Source organism: Pseudomonas sp. MMS21 TM103 (genome assembly GCF_022132145.1).
Lineage (GTDB): Bacteria > Pseudomonadota > Gammaproteobacteria > Pseudomonadales > Pseudomonadaceae > Aquipseudomonas.
In genome coordinates this window covers 886,564-911,105 of the sequence record NZ_JAJISP010000001.1, presented here as the reverse complement: position 1 = coordinate 911,105, position 24,542 = coordinate 886,564, and the positions used below count along the sequence as shown (strand labels likewise).

20 protein-coding genes are annotated in these 24,542 nt (G+C 65.9%); 10 read left to right on the top strand and 10 right to left on the bottom strand.

Going from position 1 to position 24,542, the window contains the following annotated elements; translation table 11 throughout:
* Window position 1 precedes the first annotated feature (1 nt).
* The gene (locus LJY18_RS04160) at window positions 2-2,329 is read right to left on the bottom strand and encodes a Tex family protein (RefSeq protein ID WP_238040528.1); all 2,328 of its coding nucleotides are present in this window, start codon (window positions 2,327-2,329) and stop codon (window positions 2-4) included.
* 394 nt (window positions 2,330-2,723) lie between these two features.
* Here LJY18_RS04160 and ompR point away from each other — a divergent pair, with 394 nt between their 5' ends.
* The 3 genes from ompR (at window position 2,724) to LJY18_RS04145 (ending at window position 8,917) form a co-directional block, all read left to right on the top strand.
* A complete protein-coding gene (gene ompR, locus LJY18_RS04155) occupies window positions 2,724-3,458 on the top strand; it encodes an osmolarity response regulator transcription factor OmpR (RefSeq protein WP_238040527.1) in 735 nt (244 codons plus the stop codon).
* 91 nt (window positions 3,459-3,549) lie between these two features.
* Complete coding sequence (locus LJY18_RS04150) at window positions 3,550-4,863, top strand: ATP-binding protein (protein WP_238040526.1); 1,314 nt, start codon at window positions 3,550-3,552, stop codon at window positions 4,861-4,863.
* Between the two features lie 253 nt (window positions 4,864-5,116).
* Window positions 5,117-8,917 (top strand): bifunctional diguanylate cyclase/phosphodiesterase, encoded by a 3,801-nt coding sequence (locus LJY18_RS04145; RefSeq protein ID WP_238040525.1) that lies wholly within the window; start codon window positions 5,117-5,119, stop codon window positions 8,915-8,917.
* Here the strand turns inward: LJY18_RS04145 and rimK are convergent.
* Together rimK and rimB are read right to left on the bottom strand one after the other, a co-directional pair.
* Complete coding sequence (gene rimK, locus LJY18_RS04140) at window positions 8,914-9,819, bottom strand: 30S ribosomal protein S6--L-glutamate ligase (protein WP_238040524.1); 906 nt, start codon at window positions 9,817-9,819, stop codon at window positions 8,914-8,916. The two genes, LJY18_RS04145 and rimK, sit on opposite strands and share 4 nt — an antisense overlap.
* Window positions 9,816-10,283 (bottom strand): retropepsin-like aspartic endopeptidase RimB, encoded by a 468-nt coding sequence (rimB, locus tag LJY18_RS04135; protein WP_442964469.1) that lies wholly within the window; start codon window positions 10,281-10,283, stop codon window positions 9,816-9,818. Before rimB ends, rimK begins: the two co-directional genes overlap by 4 nt.
* 116 nt (window positions 10,284-10,399) lie before the next feature.
* Between rimB and LJY18_RS04130 the strand changes: the two genes are divergently transcribed.
* Together LJY18_RS04130 and LJY18_RS04125 are read left to right on the top strand one after the other, a co-directional pair.
* The gene (locus tag LJY18_RS04130) at window positions 10,400-10,795 is read left to right on the top strand and encodes an RNA-binding S4 domain-containing protein (protein ID WP_238040523.1); all 396 of its coding nucleotides are present in this window, start codon (window positions 10,400-10,402) and stop codon (window positions 10,793-10,795) included.
* A gap of 71 nt (window positions 10,796-10,866) precedes the next feature.
* Complete coding sequence (locus LJY18_RS04125) at window positions 10,867-11,523, top strand: protocatechuate 3,4-dioxygenase (RefSeq protein ID WP_238040522.1); 657 nt, start codon at window positions 10,867-10,869, stop codon at window positions 11,521-11,523.
* A gap of 4 nt (window positions 11,524-11,527) precedes the next feature.
* Here the strand turns inward: LJY18_RS04125 and LJY18_RS04120 are convergent, their stop codons facing one another.
* On the bottom strand, window positions 11,528-13,384 hold the full coding sequence (locus tag LJY18_RS04120) for an SLC13 family permease (protein WP_238040521.1): 1,857 nt from the start codon (window positions 13,382-13,384) through the stop codon (window positions 11,528-11,530).
* 519 nt (window positions 13,385-13,903) lie between these two features.
* On the opposite strand from LJY18_RS04120, the gene LJY18_RS04115 reads away from it, so the two are divergent.
* From LJY18_RS04115 to LJY18_RS04105, 3 genes are read left to right on the top strand one after another with little or no spacing between them, the layout of a single operon-like run.
* On the top strand, window positions 13,904-14,437 hold the full coding sequence (locus LJY18_RS04115; protein WP_238040520.1) for a TetR/AcrR family transcriptional regulator: 534 nt from the start codon (window positions 13,904-13,906) through the stop codon (window positions 14,435-14,437).
* A gap of 50 nt (window positions 14,438-14,487) precedes the next feature.
* Window positions 14,488-15,168 carry a glutathione S-transferase N-terminal domain-containing protein gene (locus LJY18_RS04110; protein ID WP_238040519.1) on the top strand — a complete coding sequence of 227 codons (681 nt, stop codon included), beginning with the start codon at window positions 14,488-14,490 and terminating at the stop codon, window positions 15,166-15,168.
* Between the two features lie 10 nt (window positions 15,169-15,178).
* Window positions 15,179-15,868, top strand: a complete 690-nt coding sequence (locus LJY18_RS04105) for a glutathione S-transferase N-terminal domain-containing protein (RefSeq protein ID WP_238040518.1) — start codon at window positions 15,179-15,181, stop codon at window positions 15,866-15,868.
* An 86-nt stretch (window positions 15,869-15,954) separates the two neighbouring features.
* On the opposite strand, the gene LJY18_RS04100 is transcribed toward LJY18_RS04105, so the two are convergent.
* Window positions 15,955-17,139, bottom strand: a complete 1,185-nt coding sequence (locus tag LJY18_RS04100; RefSeq protein ID WP_238040517.1) for an NAD(P)/FAD-dependent oxidoreductase — start codon at window positions 17,137-17,139, stop codon at window positions 15,955-15,957.
* Window positions 17,140-17,436: 297 nt separating this feature from the next.
* On the opposite strand from LJY18_RS04100, the gene LJY18_RS04095 reads away from it, so the two are divergent.
* Entirely contained in the window at window positions 17,437-18,690 is a 1,254-nt protein-coding gene (locus LJY18_RS04095) for a S8 family serine peptidase (RefSeq protein WP_238040516.1), read from the top strand.
* A gap of 46 nt (window positions 18,691-18,736) precedes the next feature.
* On the opposite strand, the gene LJY18_RS04090 is transcribed toward LJY18_RS04095, so the two are convergent.
* Window positions 18,737-19,246 (bottom strand): O-acetyl-ADP-ribose deacetylase, encoded by a 510-nt coding sequence (locus tag LJY18_RS04090; protein WP_238040515.1) that lies wholly within the window; start codon window positions 19,244-19,246, stop codon window positions 18,737-18,739.
* Between the two features lie 229 nt (window positions 19,247-19,475).
* Window positions 19,476-20,498, bottom strand: coding sequence for a GlxA family transcriptional regulator (locus LJY18_RS04085; RefSeq protein ID WP_238040514.1), 1,023 nt, complete (start codon window positions 20,496-20,498; stop codon window positions 19,476-19,478).
* Between the two features lie 165 nt (window positions 20,499-20,663).
* Here LJY18_RS04085 and LJY18_RS04080 point away from each other — a divergent pair, with 165 nt between their 5' ends.
* Window positions 20,664-21,716, top strand: coding sequence for a class I SAM-dependent methyltransferase (locus LJY18_RS04080; RefSeq protein WP_238041110.1), 1,053 nt, complete (start codon window positions 20,664-20,666; stop codon window positions 21,714-21,716).
* 86 nt (window positions 21,717-21,802) lie between these two features.
* On the opposite strand, the gene LJY18_RS04075 is transcribed toward LJY18_RS04080, so the two are convergent.
* Genes LJY18_RS04075 through LJY18_RS04065 form a run of 3 tightly spaced genes read right to left on the bottom strand, consistent with a single transcriptional unit; the run spans window position 21,803 to window position 24,169 of the window.
* Entirely contained in the window at window positions 21,803-22,465 is a 663-nt protein-coding gene (locus tag LJY18_RS04075; RefSeq protein WP_238040513.1) for an ATP-binding cassette domain-containing protein, read from the bottom strand.
* A complete protein-coding gene (locus tag LJY18_RS04070; protein WP_238040512.1) occupies window positions 22,458-23,219 on the bottom strand; it encodes an ABC transporter permease in 762 nt (253 codons plus the stop codon). Before LJY18_RS04070 ends, LJY18_RS04075 begins: the two co-directional genes overlap by 8 nt.
* A complete protein-coding gene (locus tag LJY18_RS04065; protein ID WP_238041109.1) occupies window positions 23,216-24,169 on the bottom strand; it encodes an ABC transporter substrate-binding protein in 954 nt (317 codons plus the stop codon). Before LJY18_RS04065 ends, LJY18_RS04070 begins: the two co-directional genes overlap by 4 nt.
* Window positions 24,170-24,542: the final 373 nt, after the last annotated feature.

Genomic DNA, 24,542 nt, shown 5'->3' with positions numbered 1-24,542 from the left:
CTTACTTTCTCAGCTGCTTGGCGTTGGCGAACAGCGCGGCCATGGCGGCGTTGCTGGCCGGTTGCGGCTCGGCGCGCGGGGTGCTGGCCGACGGGCGGGGACTGGTGTCGCGCTTGCCACCCCCACGTTGCCCACCGCGAGGGCCTTCGATTTTTTCGCCGGGGGTGTCGCCCATGCGCATCGACAGGGCGATGCGGTTGCGTGGGATGTCCACCTCCATCACCTTGACCTTGACCACGTCGCCAGCCTTGACCGCCTCGTGCGGGTCCTTGATGAACTTCTCCGACAGCGCCGAGATGTGCACCAGGCCGTCCTGGTGTACGCCGATGTCGACGAAGGCGCCGAAGTTGGTGACGTTGGTCACCACGCCCTCGAGCATCATCCCCAGTTCGAGGTCCTTGAGGGTTTCGACGCCCTCCTGGAACTCGGCGGTCTTGAATTCGGGGCGCGGGTCGCGGCCGGGTTTTTCCAGCTCTTGCAGGATGTCGCCGACAGTCACCAGGCCGAAGCTTTCGTCGGTGAATTTTTTCGGGTCGAGGCGCTTGATGAAGCTCGCGTCGCCGACCAGCGAGCGGATATCGCGCCCGGTGTCGGCGGCGATGCGCTGCACCAGCGGGTAGGTTTCCGGGTGTACCGCCGAGGCGTCCAGCGGATTGTCGCCGTTCATTACGCGGAGGAAGCCGGCGGCCTGTTCGAAGGTTTTCTCGCCCAGGCGCGACACCTTTTTCAGCGCGTCGCGGGTCTTGAACGCGCCGTTGGCATCGCGGTGCGCGACTATGTTCTGCGCCAGGGTCGCATTCAGTCCGGAGATCCGCGCCAGCAGGGCGACCGAGGCAGTGTTGACGTCGACGCCGACGGCGTTCACGCAGTCTTCCACCACCGCGTCCAGGCTGCGCGCCAGCTTGAGCTGGGACACGTCGTGCTGGTACTGGCCGACGCCGATGGATTTCGGGTCGATCTTCACCAGTTCGGCCAGCGGGTCCTGCAGGCGGCGGGCGATGGACACGGCGCCGCGGATCGACACGTCGAGGTCGGGGAATTCCTTGGCGGCCAGCTCCGAGGCCGAATACACCGAGGCGCCGGCTTCGCTGACCATCACCTTGGTCATCTTCAGGCCCGGGTATTTCTTGATCAGCTCGGCGGCCAGCTTGTCGCTCTCGCGGCTGGCGGTGCCGTTGCCGATGGCGATCAGGTCGACCGAGTGCTTGGCGCACAGCGCGGCGAGCACGGCGATGGTCTGGTCCCACTGGTTCTTCGGCACATGCGGGTAGACGGTGGCGGTGTCGAGCAGCTTGCCGGTGGCGTCGACCACCGCGACCTTGCAACCGGTGCGCAGGCCCGGGTCGAGGCCCAGGGTGGCGCGTGGACCGGCCGGGGCGGCGAGCAGCAGGTCATGCATGTTGCGGGCGAACACCGAAATCGCCTCGTCTTCGGCGCCTTCGCGCAGCTCGCCGAGCAGGTCGGTTTCCAGGTGGGTGTAGAGCTTGACCTTCCAGGTCCAGCGCACCACTTCGCCCAGCCATTTGTCGGCAGCGCGGCCCTGGTTGCTGATGCCGAAACGCTCGGCGACCATGCCCTCGCAAGGGTGCAGGGTGCCGGGCAGCTCTTCGCCGACTTTCAGGCTGGCGCTGAGGAAGCCCTCGTTACGCCCGCGGAAAATCGCCAGGGCACGGTGCGAGGGGGCATTCTTCAGCTTCTCGTCGTGCTCGAAGTAGTCGCGGAACTTGGCGCCTTCCTGCTCCTTGCCGGCAATCAGCCGGGCACTGAGGGTCGCGTTGTCCTTGAGGAAGCTGCGCAGGTTGGTCAGCAGGGTGGCGTCTTCGGCAAAACGTTCCATGAGGATGTACTTGGCGCCTTCGAGCACCGCCTTGATGTCGGCGTAACCTTTTTCGGCGTCGACGAAGCGAGCAGCCTCGGTCTCCGGGGCCAGGTTCGGGTCGTTGAACAGCGCGTCGGCCAGTTCGCCCAGGCCGGCTTCCAGGGCGATCTGGCCCTTGGTGCGGCGCTTCTGTTTGTAGGGCAGGTAGAGGTCTTCGAGGCGCGTCTTGGTCTCGGCCAGGTTGATTTCGCGGGTCAGCTCCGGGGTCAGCTTGCCCTGTTCCTCGATGCTGGCGAGGATGCTGGCGCGCCGGTCGTCCAGTTCGCGCAGGTAGCGCAGACGCTCTTCGAGGTTGCGCAGCTGGGTGTCATCCAGGCTGCCGGTGACTTCTTTGCGGTAGCGGGCGATAAACGGCACGGTGGAGCCTTCATCGAGCAGCGCTACGGCGGCAGCGACCTGTTGCGGGCGCACGCCCAGTTCTTCGGCGATGCGGTTGTTGATGCTGAGCATATGAAAAGCTACCCACACTGAGAGGCTGTGAAAACTCTCGCCTGCTGCGGCCGTTTCCGGGCGCCGCTGCTGACGTTGCGCTACGCCGCGAATACCTGGGGCGGCCTCACGACGGCGTGCGATATTTTCACAACCTCTGAAACGAAAAACCGGCCTCGCAAACCAAAGGCCAGACGATAGAGCGCGGCATTATAACCATTAGCCGCCGCATGAATGGGGCTAGAGGGCGTTGCTCGGGCGCAAGCGGGGCCGCGGGATTCCTTGCTCCCCGGTTCGCGAGGAAAAATCTGCTAACAATGGCTGCCCCGGTGATCGCGGCGGCTGAGCCATAATGCCGGCGTTGGAAACTGTGTACGCCCGGCGGGCGGTACAGATTCTTGGTCAAGGAGCTTCTATGAGCAGCACTGCACTTCCGCTTGAAGGCGAGAAAATTCTGGTTGTCGATGACGATGCCCGCTTGCGGCGCTTGCTCGAGCGCTTCTTCGAGGAGCAGGGCTATCGTGTGCGTACGGTGGAAAACGTCGAGCAGATGGACCGCCTGCTGGCGCGTGAACTGTTCCATCTGGTCGTGCTCGACCTGATGCTGCCGGGCGAGGACGGCTTGTCGGCCTGTCGCCGACTCCGGGCCGCGAACAATCAGGTGCCGATCATCATGCTCACCGCCAAGGGCGACGAGGCCAGCCGGATCCAGGGCCTGGAGCTGGGGGCCGACGACTACCTGGCCAAGCCGTTCAACCCGCGCGAACTGCTGGCGCGGATCAAGGCCGTGTTGCGTCGCCAGGCGCCGGTGGTGCCGGGGGCGCCGGGCACCGAGGACGAGAGCGTCAGCTTCGGCGAGTATGAGCTGTCACTGGCCACCCGCGAGCTGAAGAAGGGTGACGTAGTGCATATGCTCACCACTGGCGAGTTCGCCGTGCTCAAGGCCCTGGTCCAGCATGCCCGCGAACCGCTGACCCGCGACAAGCTGATGAACCTGGCGCGCGGGCGCGAATGGGATGCCCTGGAGCGCTCCATCGACGTGCAGATATCGCGCCTGCGCCGGCTGATCGAGCCGGACCCGTCCAAGCCGCGCTATATCCAGACGGTCTGGGGCGTGGGTTACGTGTTCGTGCCGGATGGCAATAAGTAACCGGTAAAGTGGATGACGCTTTTTCATCCTCCATGACTCCGTTCGGCGGATCGATTAAGCGCGATCCACCCTACAATTGCTTCGAGTATCGATGAAAACCCCTCTTTGGTTTCCGCAAAGCTTCTTCGCTCGCACCCTCTGGCTGGTGTTGATCGTGGTGCTGTTCTCCAAGGCCCTGACCCTGGTTTATCTGATGATGAACGAGGACGTGTTGGTCGACCGCCAGTACAGCCATGGCGCGGCGCTGACGCTACGCGCCTACTGGGCCGCCGATCCGGAAGATCGCGGCAAGATTGCCGCCGCTGCGGGTCTGGAGCGGGTACCCCGTGACACCGTGCCGGTCAGCGAACAGCACTGGCCCTACAGCGAGATTTTTCAACGGCAGATGCAGTCCGAACTCGGGCCCAAGACCGAGGTGCGGGTGAGTGCGAAAAGTCCGCCCGCGCTGTGGGTGCATGCCCCGGCGTTGGGCGAAGACTGGCTGCGGGTACCGCTGTATCCGCACCCGCTGCGCGGCCAGCGGATCTGGGGGGTGCTCGGCTGGTTCCTGGGCATCGGTTTGCTCTCCACCGCCGCCGCCTGGATTTTCGTGCGCCAGCTCAGTGCCCCCCTGAAGCGCCTGGTGTTCGCCGCCCGCCAGCTCGGCAAGGGCCGTAGCGTGCGTTTGCCGGAGAGCGATACGCCGAGCGAGATGGCCGAGGTCTATCGCGCCTTCAACCAGATGGCCGAAGACGTCGAGCAGGCCGGTCGCGAGCGTGAGCTGATGCTGGCCGGGGTGTCCCATGACCTGCGCACCCCGCTGACCCGTTTGCGTCTGTCCCTGGAGCTGCTGAACAGCGACGCCGAGCTGACCGAGGACATGGTCCGTGATATCGAGGACATGGACGCGATCCTCGACCAGTTCCTCGCCTTTATCCGCGATGGTCGCGACGAGCCGCTGGAGCCTATCGATCTCGGCGAGCTGATCGGCGAGGTGGTGGCACCCTATAACCAGCAACAGAAGCAGGTGCGCCTGTACCTGGAACCGGTGCCGGTGTTCCCGCTGCGGCGGGTATCGATCAAGCGCCTGCTGGTCAACCTGATCGAGAACGCCCTGCGCTATGGTGGCAATGCGGTCGAGGTCGCCGTGTCGGTATCCGGCGACTGCAACGCGCCCTATGTGGTGCTCAGTGTGCTTGACCGTGGCGCCGGCATCGCCCCGTCGGAGCTGGATAGCATTTTCAACCCCTTCATTCGTGGCGACCGTGCCCGCGGCGGCCAGGGGGCCGGGCTCGGTCTGGCGATCGTCAAGCGCATCGCCGCCCTGCACGGCGGCAGTGTCGAGTTGCGCAACCGCTCCGGCGGTGGCCTCGAGGCGCGGGTCTGCCTGCCACTGGGGCTGCTGTTGCCACGCGACGCGGTATGACCCGGAGGGCGTGTGAAAAACACTCGCCTCCGTAGGTCGCCTGCAAACGCCTGCGGTGCTGCGCAGCGAACGGCTGGAGACGGTCTTGCGACGGTGCGCGAGATGCTCACAACCGCTGAACGATCCAGTAGCGGCGCCGGCTAGCTCGCGCGCCGGGCGACTGCACACGGCCTGGATCCCGAAGGCAAGCGGCGGCTTATCTGCCAGTGTCGTCGTGAGCTATGCTGACTCAGCATATTGACATGAGGTCTACATGCCTGCTGTTTCCGATCGCCTGCCCGCATGGACCTGGTGGCTGCCACTGCCGCTGTTTCATCTGGCGACTTGGCTTTCCCTGGCAACCCAGTTCACCGAGGGGGCGGCAATCTGGTACATGCCGTTTGCCCTGGGGCTGGTGTTCTGCCTCTGGTGGGGGCCGCGGGTGTTGCCGGCGCTCTACCTGAATGCCTTGATCAGTGTGCCCCTGTGGGGATTGGACTGGCATTGGGCGCCGTTATACGCGTTGCCGGAGTCCTTGGCGGTCGGGCTGGCCTGGTGGCTGTTGCAACGTTGCACATTCGATGTCGCCTTGGACCATTTCGGCCATCTGCTGCGGTTTATCCTGCTCGGCGTGCTGCTGCCGACGGTGGTGATCGCCTTGGGCCTGCAGACCCTGCTGTGGCTAGGCGGCCAGGTGCCCGCCGGCGACTGGGGGGTGGCCGGCCTGAACCTGTGGCTGGCCGATAGCCTCAGCGTGTTGGCCATCACGACGCCGTTGCTGGCTTACCTCAGTCCTTGGTTGCGTCGCCGCGGCTGGTTGCGCGCGCAACAGCGCGCCGGGGCCGAACAGGTGCCTGCGGCCCTGCGCCAATTACCGCCCTGGCCGCTGTTGCTGTTGCTGCTGGTCGGTTTGCCCGGATTGCTCGGGTTGTTGCCGCTGACCCTGAATCTGCCGTTGATCGGCGTGGTCATGCTCGCCTTGGCCTTGTTCTGGGGCTTCAGTGGGGCTCTCTGCGGCGCGATCCTGAGTGCCCTGATGGTGCTCACCGTGCCATTGCTGCGCGGACTCGGCGATATCGCCACCTGGTTCGATCCACAGCGCCTCGAGCTGCACCTGAGCGTCCTGCTGTTCATGATCGCCAGCCTGATGGTCGGCCGCAGCCTCAGCGACTTGCGCCTGGCATTGGGGCGTAGCGCGCAGGTCCAGCAGCAGTTGGCCCTGGCCAACCTGGCCCTGGAGGCCAGCCCGCTGGGCGTGACCATCGCCGATGCGCGCCAGGCCGATCTGCCGCTGATCTACTGTAACCCGGCATTTGTACAGATCACCGGTTTCAGCCGTGAGGAAAGCCTGGGTAGCAACTGCCGCTTCCTGCTTGGCGATGATCGCCAGCAACAGCAGCTGGCGCGGCTGAAACAGGCCTTGCGCGAGGGCACGGCCTGCCAGGTAGTGCTGCGCAACTACCGCAAGGACGGTCAGCTGTTCTGGAACGAGCTGACCCTGGCGCCCATGTACGACGCCGAAGGCCTCAGCCACTTCGTCGCCTTGCAACATGACGTGACGGCCCGCGAGCAACTGGCTGCCCAGGTGGCGGCGCAGCGCCAGGCGTTGCTGCAACAGAGCCACCTGTTCAGTCAGACCGAGCACATCGCCGATCTTGGTGGTTGGGTGCTGAACCTGGCCGACTACAGCATGTTCTGGAGCAGCGGTTGCTTCCGCATCTACGAACTGGAATCGCACACGGAGGCCCCTTCATTCGTGCAGGCGCTTGGCTATATGGATGCCGAAGGACAGGCCATGGCCGAGCAGACCCTCCAGCAACTGCTCGACGGCTGTAACCACTTCGATATCGAAGTGCGCCTGTTGACCGCCAAGGGCAAGCATCGCTGGGTGCGGATCAAGGGCATGGTCGAGCGCGATGGTCAGCAACTGGTGCGGGTCTATGGCGCGCTGCATGACATCAGCGCGCAGAAACGGGCCGAGCAGCTGCTCAAAGAGCGCGACGAGCGCCTGAGGCTGTTCTTCGAGGCGCCCCTGATCGGCATGGCCCTGACCACGCCGACCTTTGCCTGGCAGGAGGTCAATTTCAAGCTGTGCAACATTCTCGGCCGTTCCCGCGAACAGTTGCAGGCCAGCAGCTGGGCCGACATCACCCCGTCCAGCGACTTGGCCGACGAGCAGATGCTGCTGGATCAGGTGCTCAGCGGTGCCCGTGAGGGCTATGAGATGGACAAGCGCTTCATCCGACCGGACCGCTCGCTGGTCTATACCCGTATCAACCTGCGCGCGGTGCGGCATACGGACGGTCGGGTGAGCATGTTCCTGCTGTTGGTCGAGGACGTCAGTGCTCGGCGCCAGGCCGATGCGCGCTACCGCACCATCGTCGAGCACGCCCCGGAAGCGATCATGTTGTTCACCCCGCACGGTGGCATGGTCGACTGCAACAACAACGCCCTGTGCCTGTTCGGCTACCAGCGCGAGGAGTTGCTGGGCAAGATGGTGCAGGAGCTGAGTCCGCTCAAACAGGCCAATGGACAGGCCTCGGCAGAGTTTGGCAAGGTCTACCTGGAACAGGCGATCGCCGGCGAGGCGCCGGTGTTCGAGTGGCTGCACCGTGACAGCCGCGGGCGGCAGATTCCTTGCGAGGTGCGCCTGGTGCGCATGCCGGGCGATGAGGTGCTGATTCGCTGCAGCATTACCGATATCTCCGAGCGTCAGCGTTACCAGCGCGAGATCGAGCGCCTGGCCTACAGCGACGAACTGACCGGCCTGCCCAATCGCCGGCTGTTACTCGACCGCCTGCAGCATGCGATGGATCGCGAGATGCGCGAGGGCAGCCTGGGCGCGTTGCTGTTCATCGATCTGGACCACTTCAAGACGGTCAACGACAGCCTCGGCCACCTGGTCGGCGATGGCCTGCTGCGCGAGGTCTCGGGGCGCCTGGCCAGGGAGCTGCGCGCCGAGGACACCCTGGCGCGAATGGGCGGCGACGAGTTCGTGGTGTTGCTCGAGGCCCTCGGTAATGATCCGCAAGTTGCCGCCGAACATGCTGCCGTGACCGCCGACAAGCTGTTGAAGAGCCTCAAGGGCAGCTGCTGGGTCGATGGCCATGAGTTGTCGATCAGCGCCAGTATCGGCATCGCCCTGCACCCGTTTGACGCCCAGGGGGCCGCCGATGTGCTCAAACAGGCGGACACCGCCATGTACCGGGCCAAGGGTGCCGGGCGTAATGCCCTGCATTTTTTTGCCCCCGAGATGCAGGTGGCGATCGACCAGCGCCTGCAGTTGCAGAACGAATTGAGTCTGGCGATCGAGCGCGGTCAGCTGTACCTGGTGTTCCAGCCGCAGCTGGCGCTGGCCAGTGAGCAGGTGGTCGGCGCCGAGGTGTTGCTGCGCTGGCGCCACCCGGAATATGGCGATATTCCGCCCGGGCAGTTCATTGCCCTGGCCGAAGAAACCGGGCTGATCCAGGAAATCGGCCACTGGGTGCTGGAACAGGCGTGCGCCGCCCTGGCGCGCTGGCTGCCACGCTGGCCGCAGTTGGTCCTGGCGGTCAACCTGAGCCCGCGTGAGTTGCGTCGTGGTGATTGCGTCGAACGCATCCGCGCCTGTCTGGAGCGTCATCGCCTGCCGGCTTCGGCGTTGGAGCTGGAAATAACCGAGGGTGTGCTGCTGGAAAACGTCGAGCAATGCATCGCCAACATGCAGGCGCTCAAGGCCGCTGGCGTGCGTTTTGCGATCGACGACTTTGGCACCGGTTATTCCTCGTTGACCTACCTCAAGCGCTTGCCGCTGGATCGCTTGAAAATCGACCGCAGTTTCACCTGGGACATGGAAGGGCAGGGCAATGGCCTGATGCTGGTGCAGACCATTCTGATGATCGGGCACAACCTCGGCCTGGAATGCGTGGCCGAGGGCATCGAGAACCCCCATCAGTTTCAGCTATTGCGTGAGCATGGCTGCGCCCTGGGCCAGGGTTACCATTTCAGCAGGCCCTTGGCCGAGGCGCAGTTTATCGAGTGGATGGCATTGCAACCGGCTATGCGCTCAAGCGCGAGCCCTTCGCCGGCCGTCTAACCCCGACCCCTGGTGCGGGTCAGGTGCGGTCGGCCGTTCTTCTCCAGGTACTGGATGACCAGCCCGGCAACGTCCTTGCCGGTGGTGGTTTCGATACCCTCCAGTCCCGGCGAGGAGTTCACCTCCATCACCAGCGGGCCGTGGTTGGAGCGCAGGATGTCGACGCCTGCAACGTTGAGGCCCATGATATTGGCGGCGCGCACGGCGGTCATGCGTTCTTCCGGGGTGATCTTGATCAGGCTGGCCGAACCGCCGCGGTGCAGGTTGGAGCGGAACTCGCCAGGCTTGGCCTGGCGCTTGATCGCCGCGATCACCTTGTCGCCGATCACGAAGCAGCGGATATCCGCGCCGCCCGCTTCCTTGATGTATTCCTGCACCATGATGTTCTGCTTGAGGCCCATGAAGGCCTCGATCACCGACTCGGCGGCCTGCTGGGTTTCGCACATGACCACGCCGATGCCCTGGGTGCCCTCCAGCAACTTGATCACCAGGGGCGCGCCGTTGACCATGTCGATCAGGTCGGGGATGTCGTCGGGTGAGTGGGCGAAGCCGGTAACCGGCAGACCGACCCCCTTGCGCGAGAGCAGTTGCAGCGAGCGCAGCTTGTCGCGTGAGCGGCTGATCGCCACCGACTCGTTGAGCGGGAACACCCCCATCATCTCGAACTGGCGCAGCACTGCACAGCCGTAGAAGGTCACCGAGGCGCCGATGCGCGGGATCACCGCGTCGAAACCCTCCAGGGCTTGGCCACGGTAGTGAATCTGCGGTTTGTGACTGGCGATGTTCATGTAGGCGCGCAGGGTGTCTATCACCACCATTTCATGGCCACGCTGCTCCCCGGCTTCGATCAGGCGACGAGTGGAATACAGACGCGGGTTGCGCGATAGCACAGCGATTTTCATGGGGCACCAGAGATGTCGAGGAGCACAGGTTTGTCTTGAACATAGGTCAGCGCCGGGTTGACCACCAACTGGCCGTCGACCAGCGCCTTGGACCCCAGCAGTACGCGGTAACGCATGGTCTTGCGGCAAGTCAGGGTGAACTCCACCGGCCACATGCGATCGCCCAGGGTCAGGTCGGTGCGGATCACATAGCGGCTCTGCACATGGCCGGTGGAACTCTTGATGTTCTTCACCGTTAGCAGGCGAGCTTCGCAACGATGCCCTCGGTGGACCAGGGTGCCGAAGTGCGCGGTGAAGCGTACCCAGTCCTCGCCATCACGCTGGAATGGCTGGATATCGCTGGCATGCAGGCAGGAGGTGCTGGCACCGGTGTCGATCTTGGCGCGCAGGCCGATCATGCCCAACTGCGGCAGGTTGATCCATTCGCGCAGACCGATCACGCTTAGATGGTCGAAGGTCTTCAAGGTGGGCGGATTCCGGGCAGCCGAAGTGGCCTATAGTTGCGGGCATTCTAGTTGGGCCTAATGACAACTGCATCAGGCAAAATGCATATGAATGGGTTGTTTCGATCGAGAGTGCGATGAGCGACAAAGAAGACGACAAGGTACGCCTGGACAAATGGCTGTGGGCCGCACGCTTCTTCAAGACCCGGGCCCTGGCCAAGGCGGCGATCGAGGGCGGCAAGGTGCATTGCCGTGGTGAGCGTTGCAAGCCGGGCAAGGAGCCGAGGGTCGGTGACGAACTGCTGATCCGCATCGGTTTCGACGAGCGAACCGTGGTCGTTCAGGCCTTGTCCGGGGTGCGCCGCGGCGCCCCCGAGGCACAGGCGCTGTACAGCGAAACGGCGGAAAGTATTGTCCGTCGCGAACAGGCCGCTGCGCAGCGCAAGGCCGGTGCCCTGGGCATGCAGACCGACGGCCGGCCGAGCAAGAAGCAGCGCCGGCAGATCCACCGGTTTCGTGACGGACAGGATTGAGCCCCCAGTCCTGCCAACGGCGGTATGCCAGCTAGTCTGTAAGCATCGTCTTTGACGTTGCGGAGGCAGGCATGGGGTTGTCACGAATCAATCGTCGTCGCCTGTTGTTGGCTGGGCTTGGCGGCGGCGCCTTGCTGCTGTCCAGTCCCGGTGTCTTCGCCGAGCTGCTGTTGACGCCGGCGCAGACGCCGGGGCCCTTCTATCCCGATCGACTGCCGCTGGATCAGGACAATGACCTGCTGATTGTCGGCGACCAGCCGACGCTAGCCCGCGGCATCGTCGTGCAGTTGTACGGGCAGATTCTCGATGCGCGCGGCAATCCCCTGAAGGGCGCACTGGTGGAAATCTGGCAGGTCGATGCCAATGGTATCTACCTGCACAGCCGTGACGGCGACCGGGCCAGGCGTGACCTTAACTTCCAGGGCTATGGCCGCTTCGAGACTGCCAGCGATGGCCACTACCGCTTCCGCACCCTGCGTCCGGTGCCCTACCCGGGGCGCGCCCCGCATATCCATTTCGCCGTGACCCTGCCCGGCCAGCCGCGCTTCACCACCCAGTGCTATATCCGCGGCGAGCGGCTGAACCAGGCTGATGCGGTGCTCAACGCGATCCGCGAGCCGCGCCTGCGCGAACGCCTGATCGTGCCCTTCGTCCCGGTGGCCGGTACGCGTGCGGGTGAGCAGATCGCGCAATTCGATATCGTCCTCAACGTGACCCCGGCGTCCTGAGACTTCACAGCGGCCAGACCACTAGCAGCAGCGGCACACTGACCAGCACCACGAGGATTTCCATGGGCAAGCCCAGGCGCCAGTAGTCGCCGAAGCGGAAGCCGCCGGGACTGAGGATCAGGGTGTTGTTCTGGTGACCGATAGGAGTGAGGAACGAGCAGGAGGCGCCAATCGCCACGGCCATCAGCAGCGAATCGGGGTTGACCCCCAGCTGGCTGGCCGCGCTCAGGGCAATCTGGCACATCACCGCGGCAGTGGCGGCATTGTTCATGAAGTCCGAGAGGGTCATGCTCACCACCAGGAGCAGGGTCAGCACGATCACCGGATTGCCCTGGGCGACATGCTCCATCAGCAACCGCGCCAGCAGGTCGGCCGCCCCGCTGCTGGACATGGCGCCGGCCACTGGAATCAGGGCGCCAAGCAGCACGATCACCGGCCAGTCAATGGACTCGTAGACCGCGCGCAGGGGCACCACGCGCATCACCATGAACACCAGCACGCCCGCGGCGAAGGCCACTGCGGCGGAGAACAGGCCAAAGCCGGCGGCCAGCACGGCCAGCAGCATGACCCCCAGGGCCAGGCCGGCCTGGCCAGGGTTGGGAATGCTGATGGCGCGGGCGGCCAGCGGCACGCAGGCATAGTCGCCGGCAAACTCGCTGATATCGCCGGGTGCGCCCTGCATCAGCAGGACGTCACCGCGTTCGATCAGGGTCGAGCGCAAGCGCTTGATCGAGCGATGACTGGCGCGCGATATGGCCAGCAGATTGAGGCTGTAGCGGCTACGCAGGCGCGTGCTGCTGGCCGAGCGGCCGATCAGCTGGGAGTCGGGGCGCACCAGCAACTCCTGCAACACGTCGGCAGCGTCGCTGGATTGTTTTTTCTCGCTGCTGCTGTCCTCGTGCTTGTTTCTGGCTGCTCCGCGGTCGGCTGGCGTGCTGTCTTTCTTGTCTTTCTTGTCTTCTGCGTCCTCCTCGTGCTCGGCCTCCAGCTGCAGGCCGAGTTTGCCGAGTACGCCGCCGAGGGCCTCGGGTTCGGCCTCGATCACCAGGACGTCATCGGCTTGCAGGACCCGTCGCGGGTTGGGCGCGGACAGCCGCAGCTCGTTGCGCACCATGCCGATGACCTGGGCGTCCGCCTCGTCGAGCAACAGCTCGACTTCCCTCAGGGTCTTGCCCACCGCCTTGGCGCCTGGCTTCACCCGCGCCTCGGTAAGGTAGGTGCCGGTGTCGAAGCTGGCCGCGCTGCTGACCTCCCGCTTGGGGACCAGGCGCCAGCCGAGCAGGGCGATGAACACCACGCCGGTGAGGGCCACCGCGATGCCCACGGGACTGAAATCGAACATGCTGAAGGGCCCGGCGCCGCTCTGCGCGCGGAAACTGGAGACGATCAGGTTGGGTGGCGTACCGATCAGCGTGGTCATCCCGCCGAGAATGGTGCCGAAGGCCAGCGGCATCAGCACGCGACCGGGCGGCAGCTCCTGTTTCCTGGCGATCTGCAAGGCAATCGGCATCAGCAGGGCGAGGGCGCCGACATTGTTCATAAAGGCCGAAAGCAGCGCGCCGAGCCCGGTCAGTGCGGCAATCGAGAACACGGGGCCGGCATTGCTGGGCAGTACGCGCTGCGCCAGTGCGTCCACCGCGCCGGTAATCTGCAGGCCGTAGCTCAGCACCAGCACGCAGGCGACGGTGATCACCGCCGGATGGCCGAAGCCGCTGAATGCCTCCGCGTCCGGGATCAGACCCACCATGACGCAGGCCAGCAAGGAACCGAGGGCGATCACGTCGTGGCGCCAGCGGCCCCAGACAAACATGCCGATGGTGGCGGCGAGGATGGAGAAGATCAAACCTTGGTCTTGGGTCACGCGGCAAGCGCTCCTCGTGCAATTGGGCCGGGATAGCGGCGCGGTTGAGCGCCGTGTCGGGTTGTCGCTAGCTTTGTAGCAGAGCAGACGGCCGGGCGTCAGTTCAATTACCGGCTGCTCGCCAGATTGGCCTGCCGGGCCACTCGTCCGGGGTTGGTGTGCAAGCTCGAGGGTTCGCCAGGGCGTGCCCGGCCCATGCCCGCCAAGAGCGTTCTGATCGCGCTGCCGAAACCAGATTTCGAACCCGGCGCAGTTGCCATCTGTTGGCAGATGCTGCGCGCGGAGTGTCATCGGGTGCGCTTCGCCACCTTGGCTGCTGCACGACGGCCGCTTGGTCTCCGCGCGCTGGCCGAAGGATGTGCATGCCTTCGCCCGGCGCTGCGTCGAGCGGTTGGCTGAATGGGGCCGCGCCTATTCGTGGCCCTCTCGCTTGACTTCTGAACCAGGCGGTCCTAAATTCGCCCAATGACTCGCGGACGCCCTAAATCATTCGACCCCGACACCGTGCTGGAACAGGCCATGCAGGTCTTCTGGCAGCACGGCTACGAGGCCACCTCGCTGCAGTATTTGCTGGCGGCGACTGGCCTGTCGAAGAGCAGCCTGTACCAGGCCTACAGCAACAAGCAGGCCTTGTTCGAGGCCGCGTTCTGCAATTACACCGAGCAGCGCAGCCGCGAGATGCGCGCCCGCCTGCTGCAGGCGCCATCGCCGCTGGAGTTCCTGCGCGGCTGGTTGCTCAGCGTGCTGGATGATGTCGGCGCCGACGGTAACCCGCGCGGCTGCATGCTGGTGAATGTGGCCAACGAGTTTTCCCAGGCCGATCCGGCCGTGGCCGAGCTGCTGCAACGTGGCGTTGCGCGCATGCAGCGCGTCCTGCGCGAAGCCTTGCAGCGCGCCCAGGCCTGCGGCGAGCTGAGCGCAACGGCCGATGTGGACGCCCTGGCCAGCTACCTGCACTGCGTGATGAGCGGCTTGCGCACCCAGGTCAAGTCCGGGGCGGCGAAGCCTGCGATCGAGGCGGTGGTCGAACTCAGCATGAGCACGCTGCGGTAAATTTTTTTGCTTAAATCTGGACCGTTCGGTCCTATAGTCAGGAGAGCGATATGCGCGAACTTTACGAGCTGTGCGGCGGTGACCCGGCGCTGGTGTTTTCCCCTTACTGCTGGCGGGTCCGCCTGGCGTTGCTGCACAAGGGGCTGAGTTTCGACAGCCAGCCAATCCGCTTCAGCGACAAGGCCAAGCTGGCCTTCTCCGGTCAGCCGCTGGTGCCGGTGTTACGCGATGGCGAGGCGGTGGTCAGCGATAGCCTGGCGATCTTCCGCTATCTGGACCAGCGCTACCCGGCCAAGCCGCTGCTGGGCGATGCCCTGAGCAGCGCGCGCCTGGAGCTGATCGACCAGTTGACCCGGCACATTCTGCCGGCGGCTCTGCTCAAGGGCGTGCTGCTGAACATTCATGCGGTCATCGACCCGGCCGATCGCGACTATTTCCGCCAGAGCCGTGAGCAGAAGCTGGGCATGTCACTGGAACAGTTCGCCGATCCGGTCGCCGGCCAAGCCCTGTTGCAGCAGGCACTTCGGCCGCTGGACGCGGTGCTGGCGACGCAGCCTTATCTGGACGGTGCCGAGCCGGCTGCCAGCGATTACCTGGTGGCGGGGTTCTTCTTCTGGGCCTGGAGCCTGGGCCAGCAGTCCTGGCCGGGCGACTCACCGGTTGGGCTCTGGTTCCAGCGCCTGCTCGGTCAATACGAAGCGCAACTGGGCCCGGTCAAGCGGGCGGCATAGGAGCAGCAAGATGATTGATCTCTACTATTGGACGACGCCCAACGGCCACAAGGTCTCGATCTTGCTCGAGGAGACGGGCCTGGACTACCGCGTGCGCCCGGTGCATATCGGCAAGGGCGAACAGTTCCACCCGGATTTCCTCAAGATTGCCCCGAACAACCGGATTCCGGCGATAGTCGACCAGGCGCCGGCCGATGGCGGCGAACCCTTGGCCCTGTTCGAATCCGGGGCGATCCTCGAGTACCTGGCGCAGAAAAGCGGGCACTTCCTGCCGCAGGATCTGCGCGCGCGCTTCCAGGTCCTGCAATGGCTGCACTGGCAGATGGGGGGAGTCGGGCCGATGGCCGGACAGAACCATCACTTCAACCTGTACGCGGCAGAGAAAATCCCCTACGCCATCGAGCGCTACGTCAAGGAAACCGCGCGCCTGTACGGGGTGCTGGACCGGCAGTTGGCCGGGCGCGAGTACGTGGCGGGGGATTATTCGATTGCCGACATGGCGATCTATCCCTGGGCCAAGCTATGGGAGCGTCAGCAGCAGAAGCTCGACGACTTCCCGCAGATGGCGCTCTGGCTGGCGCGCATGGCGGCGCGTCCGGCGGTGCAGCGTGCCTATGCCCTGGTCGAGCAGGTCAATACCGATCCGCAGGCACTCATGAGTGCCGAGGCGCGCCGGCAGCTGTTCGGCCAGCCCGCCTGAACCCAGCCGATATCGATGCTATTTGCCGCGGACCCGCAAGGGTAGCAGCGCGCTGAGCCAGGTTCATGGCGGCTCAGCGCGGCGCCTCAGACGTACTGCGCCGCCGCATAGCCCGAGGCCCAGGCCCACTGGAAGTTGAAGCCGCCCAGGTGGCCGCTGACATCCAGTACTTCGCCGATGAAATACAGCCCCGGCGACTTCAGCGATTCCATGGTCTTCGACGACACCTCGCGGGTATCCACGCCGCCCAGGGTCACCTCGGCGGTGCGATAGCCCTCGGTGCCGGCCGGCACCAGCTGCCAGTCGGCCAGCTTGTCGGCAATCGCCTTGAGTTCGCCGGGGGTGTATTGCTTCATCGGCTTGCTGACGAACCAGCTGTCGGCCAGCAGGCCGGCCATCTTCTTGGTGAACAGCTCGGCGAGCAGGGTCTTCAGCTCGCTGTTTGGGCGTTCGCGCTGCTGCGCGGCCAGCCACTCGGGCAGGTCGATATGCGGCAGCAGGTCGATGTGCACGGTGTCGCCCGGTTGCCAGAACGAGGAAATCTGCAGGATCGCCGGACCGCTGAGGCCGCGGTGGGTGAACAGGATGTTCTCGCGAAAGCTCTGGCCGTTGCAGCTGACCAGGCAATCCTCCACCGAGGTGCCGGACAGCTCGGTGCACAGGGTCTTCAACTGCGGATCGGTAAGGGTGAAGGGCACCAGCCCGGCGCGGGTCGCCAGCACGCTGTGGCCGAACTGCCGCGCCACCTGATAGCCGAAGCCGCTGGCGCCGAGGGTCGGGATCGACAGGCCGCCGCTGGCGATCACCAGGGACTCGCAGCTCACCAGGCCGGCGCTGGTCTGCAACTGGTAGCCGGCCTCGAGCTTGGCAATCTCGCTGACCGAAGTATCCAGGCGCAGCTCGACCCCGGCCTGGGCGCACTCGTCGAGGAGCATGCCGAGGATGTCGCTGGCCTTGTGGTCGCAGAACAGCTGGCCGAGCTTCTTCTCGTGGTAGGCCACGCCATGCTTGCCCACCAGGCCGATGAAGTCCCACTGGGTATAGCGCGCCAGGGCCGACTTGCAGAAGTGCGGGTTCTCCGAGAGGAAGTTGCCCGGCTCGCAGTACAGGTTGGTGAAATTGCAGCGCCCGCCGCCAGACATCAGGATCTTCTTGCCGGCCTTGTTCGCATGGTCGAGCAGCAGCACCCGGCGCCCGCGCCCGGCAGCGGTCAATGCACACATAAGGCCGGCAGCACCGGCGCCGACAATCACAACTTGAGTAACCAGCACAGCCACTTCCCCACAACAGCCCAGGCGCCGCGAGCGCGGCGCCAAACAGCGCGCATCTTAGCCGAAGCGGGCCGGGGCGTGTCAGGCCGGGCGCCGGGCGGCTTGGCTGCGCTCGAAGCGCAAGAGCCGTCACGGGCCTTGCCGCTGCCCAGTCGAATTCATAAAAAGCTGCGTTTCAATTGCCAATGAGTCTGGCCCCGGTCCGGTTCGGCCGCCAACAAGCTGACTACGCTTCTATGCAGGGGAAATTCAGGGCGGCATGCCCAGCTCGTGTCGCGCCAAGCCTAAGAGGTGCATATGAAAGCTTTAGCGTGCGTGGGTGCAGGATTGTTGTCCATTACGCTCAGCGCGGCGGCCGAGACGGCGGCTTCGCCCTATATCGTGATCTTCGCGGCCGAGGCCATTGCGGCCGCACCAGGGTCACAGTGGCCCGGCAGCGGCGACCCTGGTCGACCCGCAGTGCGCGCCGCCGCTGAGCGCTTGGCCAGTCTGCATGGTTTCAGCCTGGGCTATGTCTACAGCCATGCCGTCGAGGGGTTCTCGGCGCACCTGAATGACAGGCAGTTGGCGGCGTTGAGCGCCGATATGCAGGTGGCCTATATCGAGGCGGATCTGCCCATGTCGGTCATGGGGCAGCCGACCCAGGAGCCTGGCACGCGGGCCAAGCCGGACCGCGGCGGCGGCGGGTCCACTGCCCCGGCGGCGCAAGTGCTGCCCTGGGGGATCGATGCGGTCGAGGCAGATATCAGTAGTACCCAGGCGGGCAATGGCAGCGGCAGTGTGACTGGCGTGCTCGCCTACATCATCGACACCGGCATCGACACCAGCCACGCGGACTTGAATGTCGTGGACCATGTGAACTTTGCCGGCGGGCCGAACAGGGACTGTCACGGCCATGGCACGCATGTGGCCGGGACCGTTGGCGCGATCGACAACGCTCAGGATGTAGTGGGCATGGCACCGGGAGTCGAGTTGGTGGGCGTCAAGGTGCTCGGCTGCGGCGGCACGGGCAGTACCTCCGGGGTGATCGCCGGCGTGGACTGGGTGACGGCCAATGCCGTGCTGCCGGCCGTGGCCAATATGAGCCTGGGCGGCGGAGCCAGCACGGCACTGGATACGGCGGTGCTGAACTCGGCGGCGGCGGGAGTTTTCTATGCGGTGGCGGCAGGCAATAACGGCGGCAACGCCTGCCTGGGATCGCCGGCACGGGCGGGCGCGGGCCTCGATAACGGGGTGATGACGACGGCGGCCATCGACAGTGCCGGGCAGGAGGCTTCCTTCAGCAACTATGGCAACTGCGTGGACGTCTGGGCGCCGGGCGTCGGCGTGCTCTCGACCCAAAAAGGCGGCGGCACCACCACCTACAGCGGCACCTCGATGGCATCGCCGCATACGGCGGGAGCCGGCGCGCTCTACCTCAGCACGGCTGGCAGCGGCCTTGCCCTGGATGCCGCCGCAGTGGAAGCCGCGCTCTACGAGAAGACACTGCCGCTGACAACTCTGAGCCAGGATGAGCGGCCGATAGAGCTGTTGCAGGTGGACAGTTTCTAATCGCCTGGCGCCTGCCCGGGCGGGGCTGGGCTGGGCGGGCGCCGGGTTACTCGCCGAGCAGGCGCTGGTACACCTGCAGGTCGCTGGCCGAGAAGCAGCAGAAGATCACCTCGTCGAAACCGGTGAACTCCTCTAGCGCCGCCCGCACCGTGCATATCGCGACCTGCGCCGCGAGTTCGAGCGGGTAGCCGTAGATGCCGGTACTGATGCTCGGGAAGGCCAGGCTGCGAATGCCCTGGGCGGCGGCCAGTTCCAGCGAGTGTCGATAACAGGCGGCCAGCAGCGCCGGCTCGCCGCAGTTGCCGCCATGCCAGACCGGCCCGACCGTGTGAATGACGTACGCGGCGGGCAAGCGATAGCCCTGGGTCAGCTTGGCCTCGCCGGTGCTGCAGCCGCCCAGCTGGCGGCACTCCTCCAGCAACTGCGGCCCGGCGGCGCGATGAATCGCCCCGTCGACGCCGCCGCCGCCGAGCAGCGAAGCGTTCGCCGCGTTGACGATGGCCTCGACCGGCAGCTGGGTGATGTCGCCCTGCAGGGCACGGACTGTGGTGGGCATCCTGGGCCTCCGGCAATGTGGGTGGTTTGCGTGCGGCTGGCCGCTATTGCCTCAGTCAGCTCAGCCCGGACTGCACCTATGAGTCTAGCTTCTGCGCACACCCCCAAGTGCCTCGGCGCGAACCGTTAGCGGGCGCCGCCCGTAGCCTCAATGTTTGCCGACGCTGCGCAGAGAACCGGGCGGCCGCACAGGCACGGTCGGAGCGCTTGTTGCCGCGTCGCTCGTGCTGCTACGGCCGGGCGAAGTCGGGGATGCGGAAGCGCTTGCGATAGGCGCTCGGGGCGAGGCCGGTGGTGCGCTTGAACAGGCGGCGGAAGAAGGCCGCATCCTCGTAGCCGACCCGCCAGCTGATCTCGTCGATCGGCGTGTCGGTCCGTTCGAGCCGGCGCTTGGCATCTTCGATGCGCAGTCGCTGCACATAGGCGAGCGGGGTGAGACCAGTCGCGCTGGCAAAGCGCCGCTTGAAGGTGCGTTCGGCGAGCTTCGAGCGCTTGATCATCTCCTCCACCGGGTTGGCCACCGAGAAGTGCCCGCTCACCCATTGCTGCGCGCTCTGGATCTCGCCGTCGCCGTGGTCGGTCTTGCCCTCGAAGACGATGTAGGGCATGAGGCCGTCCTGGTGCCATTGCAGGGCGAACAGGCGCGCGATCTCCTGGGCGCTGGTCGGGCCGGCGTAACGGGCAATGAGGTAGAGCACCAGGTCGTGCCAGCTCGTCGAGGCGCCCGAGCTGACCAGTTCCTCGCTCCGCCCGGAGATCACCAGCACGCGCTCCGGATGAATCGCAATGGCCGGATAGGTGGCCGCGAACGTCCGTGCGTAGGCGAAGTGCACCGTCGCGTCCTTGCCATCGAACAGCCCGGTCTCGGCCAGCAGGAAGATCCCCGAGCAGGCCGAGCAGAGCATGGCGCCGCGCTCGTGCATGCTGCGCAGCCACTCGACCAGGCGGGGATAGCGGCCTTGCTCCCAGTCTTGCGGGCGCAGCAGCACCGACGGGACGATCACGATGTCGCTGCTCTCGACGGTATCGATCGCGCGCTGCACGCTGATCGGAACGCCGCTCGCCAGCTCCAGGGGGCCCACGGCCTCGCCGACGATCTCGACCCGAAACGGTACGGGCACCGCGACGCCCATCAGCGCGATCCCGTTTATCACGTCGAAGAGGCCGGCCAGGGTGGACACCGCGGCGTCGGGCAGGGCCACCAGGCTGACGTGGTAGGCACTCGGTCCGCACGGGCTGGAGGGGCTGGTCATGGTGCGAGGTCCTCCTCGTTGGCGGGCGGCGCACAGTGGCACAAACGAACCGATTCCAGGCGAATGCGACTCTTCGCCAGAGTGGCGGCGGCGGTGATCATGAATGCGACCTCTGAGTCACTCGATAGTGCAAGAAAGGAGCGCAATACCATGAATACACCTGCAATCGATCAAGCCAAGCTGGAATCTTTTGTCATGCGTGCCGTTGGCGACCTGTCGTCCGCCTACGGTGGCGTGTTGGTCAGCTTAGGCAGCAAGCTCGGGCTGTACAAAGCCATGTCGGGCGCCGGCCCGATCAGCGCCAGGGAACTCGCCGCCCGCACCGACTGCGCCGAACGCTACGTGCGCGAGTGGCTGAACGCGCAGGCCGCCGGTGGCTACGTGGGCTACCACGCCGTCAGCGATACCTACGAACTGTCACCCGAGCAGGCGCTGGTGCTGGCCGACGAGGAGAGCCCGGTGTACCTGCCCCCCGCCTGGCAGGTACCGGCCTCGATGTGGTTCGACGAGGAGAAGACCCTCGACGCCTTCCGCACCGGAAAGGGCGTGGCCTGGGGCGAGCACGACAGCCGCCTGCAATGCGGCTCGGCGGCCTTCTACCGCAACGGCTATCGGGCCAGTCTGGTGCCGGAGTGGTTGCCCACGCTCGAGGGCATCGTCGCGCGGCTCGAGGCCGGCATTGCGGTCGCCGACGTGGGCTGCGGCCACGGTCACTCGACCGTGCTGATGGCGCGGGCGTTCCCGCAGTCGCGCTTCCATGGATTCGATGTCCATGCGCCCTCGCTCGACGAAGCCTGGCGTAACGCAGCCGATGCCGGCGTCGCCGAGCGGGTGAGTTTCGACGTGGCGCGGGCGGTGGACTACCCGGACCAACAGTACGGGCTGATCTGCTTCTTCGACTGCCTGCACGACCTGGGCGACCCGGTCGCCGCGGCCCGCCATGCCGCCCAGGTGCTGGCGCCCGATGGCACGGTGATGCTGGTCGAGCCGTTCGCCCAGGACCGCGTCGAGCACAACCTGTCGCCGGTCGCGCGGATCTACTATGCAGCGTCCAGCACCATCTGTTGTGCCCATGCGATCTCGGAGGGCGGCACGCTGGTCCTCGGCGCGCAGGCCGGCGAGGCGCGCCTGGCCGAGGTGTTCCGCAAGGCCGGCTTCAGCCACTTCCGGCGCGCGGCCGAGACGCCCTTCAACCTGATTTTCGAAGCGCGTCTCTGACCACCACGACGGGGCCCGGGCAACCGGGCCCCTGACTCATCTAGCTGTTCAACGGCCTGCTGCAGCAGGCGTCACGCGACTCGCGGCTAGGCGCAGGGCGCGCGCAACGCCGCACTGATACGGCTGGCGCTGCTGACCGTGGTCAGGGGCTGGTCCCATTGCAGTTCGGCGGGGGCGCCATCGAGGTACCAGAGCCGGTTGGCCAGGTCGTCGGCGTCCCGGGCGTCGTGGGTGACGCAGATCATCGCCATGTGCGGGTGCGCGTCCAGCAGGCGGGTGATCAGGCGGCGCAGCTCGGCGGCCCGATCGGGGTCCAGCGAGGCGAAGGGTTCGTCCAGCAACAGCAGGTCCGGCTTGATCGCCAGGCTGCGGGCCAGCGCGGCGCGGCGGGCCATGCCCAGCGACAGCTGATCGGGCAGCGCCTCGGCCACCTCGGCCAGGCCGACCTGGGCCAGCAGCCGGTCGATCTCGGCATTGCTCGCCCCGACCATGGCCAGGTTCTGGCGCACACTGCGCCAGGGCAGCAGGCGGTGTTCCTGAAACAGGTAGCCGACCCGCAGCTCGCCGCCGCGCTGGATCATCCGCTCGCTCAGGCGCCGGTCCAGCCCGGCGATGCCGTTGAGCAGGGTGGTCTTGCCGATACCGGAAGGGCCCAGCAGGCAAATGCGATCGCCCTCGGCGACCCGGGCCGTGATGGCGCCCAGCACCGGATGGCCGCTGGCCTGGCCGTCGATCTGCAGCTCAAGCATGCTGCGCTCCCGCTTCACGCCAGCGCGAGGCCCGGCGTTCCAGGGGTTGCAGCAGCGCCAGCTCGATCAGCTGCACCACCGCGATGAAGGCCAGGCTGTAGGCCAGGATGCTCGCCACATCGAACACCTGAAAGGCCATGTGCAGCTGAAAACCGATGCCGTCGGAGCGCCCGAGCAGCTCGACCACCAGCACGATCTTCCAGATCAGCGCCAGGCCGCCACGGGTCGCGGCCATCAGGTAGGGGAACAGTTGCGGCAGCCACACATCCGCCACCCGCTGCCAGCGGCTGAAGGCGTAGACCTGGGCCATCTGTTCCAGCCGAGGGTCGAGGCTGCGCGCGCCCTCGCGCAGGGTCACCGCGACATTCGGCACCTTGTTGATCACCACCGCGAGGATGGCGGCGGCCTCGACCAGGCCGCACCAGACATACAGCAGGATGATGGTGACCAGCGCTGGCAGATTGAGGAACAGCACCAGCAGGGGATCGAGCAGCGCATTGGCCAGCGGCGAGCGGCCCATCCACACGCCCAGCAGCGCGCCGAGCAGCATCGCCAGGACGAAACTGATGAGGACCCGGCGCAGGGTCACGCCCAGGTGCTGCTGCAGGTCGCCGCTCTGCAGCGACTGCCACAGCGCGCCGAGCACGGCGTTCGGGGTGGGCAGCAATGGCGTCTCCAGCAGCGCGGCAATCAGGGCCCACAGCGCCACGGCCAGCGGCAGCATGATCCAGTAGGCCCAGCGTGGCGGTTTCATCGGCCGGCTCGAAAGAACAAGGACTCAGGCATCAGCTGCGCCGGCGGGGTTCCGGTCAGGCTCAGCAGGCGGCGCAGGTCGGCGATGCGCCTGGCATCCAGCGCTGCGGGAATGCCCGCGATGAAGCCGCCCCGCAGCGCGGCAAATACCGCGTCGTCCTCGGCGCGCATCAAGGGCCTGAGGGCGTGCCAATGCGCCGCGGTGTCGGCCAGCTCGGTTTTACCCTGGCGCAGCGCCCGCTCGAACCGCTCGAGCAACGCCCGGTGTTGGGCCGCCCAGGCCTGCGGGAAGACATAGCCGAGCACCGGCAGGCTGGGGTTGAGGTCCAGCGCCTGCAGCAGGTCCGCCAGGGCAAACGCGCTACGACTGCCGCCCTCGGCGCGCAACCGCGCGGCAAAGTGCCAATAGGTCACCAGCGCATCCACCTGGCCCCGGCGCAGGGCCTGGCTGAGCAGCGGCGGCGCGGCGAATTGCACCTCGGCCTCTTGAGCCAGATCGATACCCTGCTGGCGGGCTACTTGTTGCAGCAATAGCCAGCCGAGGCTCGCAGGCCCGCCGGCCACGCCTATGCGCTTGCCGGCGAGATCGGCCACGCGGGTTATGGCGCTGTCGCTGGCGACCACGATCTCGCCGATCTGCGCCGAAAACGGCAGATACAGGTAGGGCGTGCCGGCGGCATAGCGCGACTGCGCCCAGAGCAGGTCGCCCACGGCCCCATCGACGCTGCCACTGGCCACCGCCAGCCGCGACGCCGGCAGATCGGCCACCAGCCTGACCTTGAGTTCAAAGCCCTGCGCCCGGTCCAGCTGCCGGCGCCGCAAATGCTCCAGCTCCCAGTGCGCGGTGCCGAACTGCAGCACGCTCAGGGTCAGCACCGGCAGCGGGTCACTGCCCGCCGCGGGCGATTCTGCGGCCAGTGCAGAGGCACCGCCGACAAACGCCAGCAGCATCAGCGCCGCAGTCACGCCGCGCGCAGAAGGCAGGACGCGGCGGACCGGCAGGGCGAGGAACAGCATTAAACGCATCATCGCTTCAGGGTACGAAGCCCGGCGCCCGACACGAATAGTACTTTGGTGTTTGTTGTTTGCTGCGATGGTCGGGGGCCATGGATGTATGCAGCGCTTATCCCCATAGAGGCGTTTCAGCGGCAGCTGGCAAAGCGCAAAGCCCGCCTGACGGCGGGGGTAATCAGGAAGGGGTGATGGGTTTCTTGTGGTTGTGGTGAGCAGCAGAACTGCCGCAACAGGCGAGTCCTGCAGCGGAATAAGGCCGATAACAATCATGATCCCCGTGATCGATTGAACGCTTGGCCCCCCGCTGCGC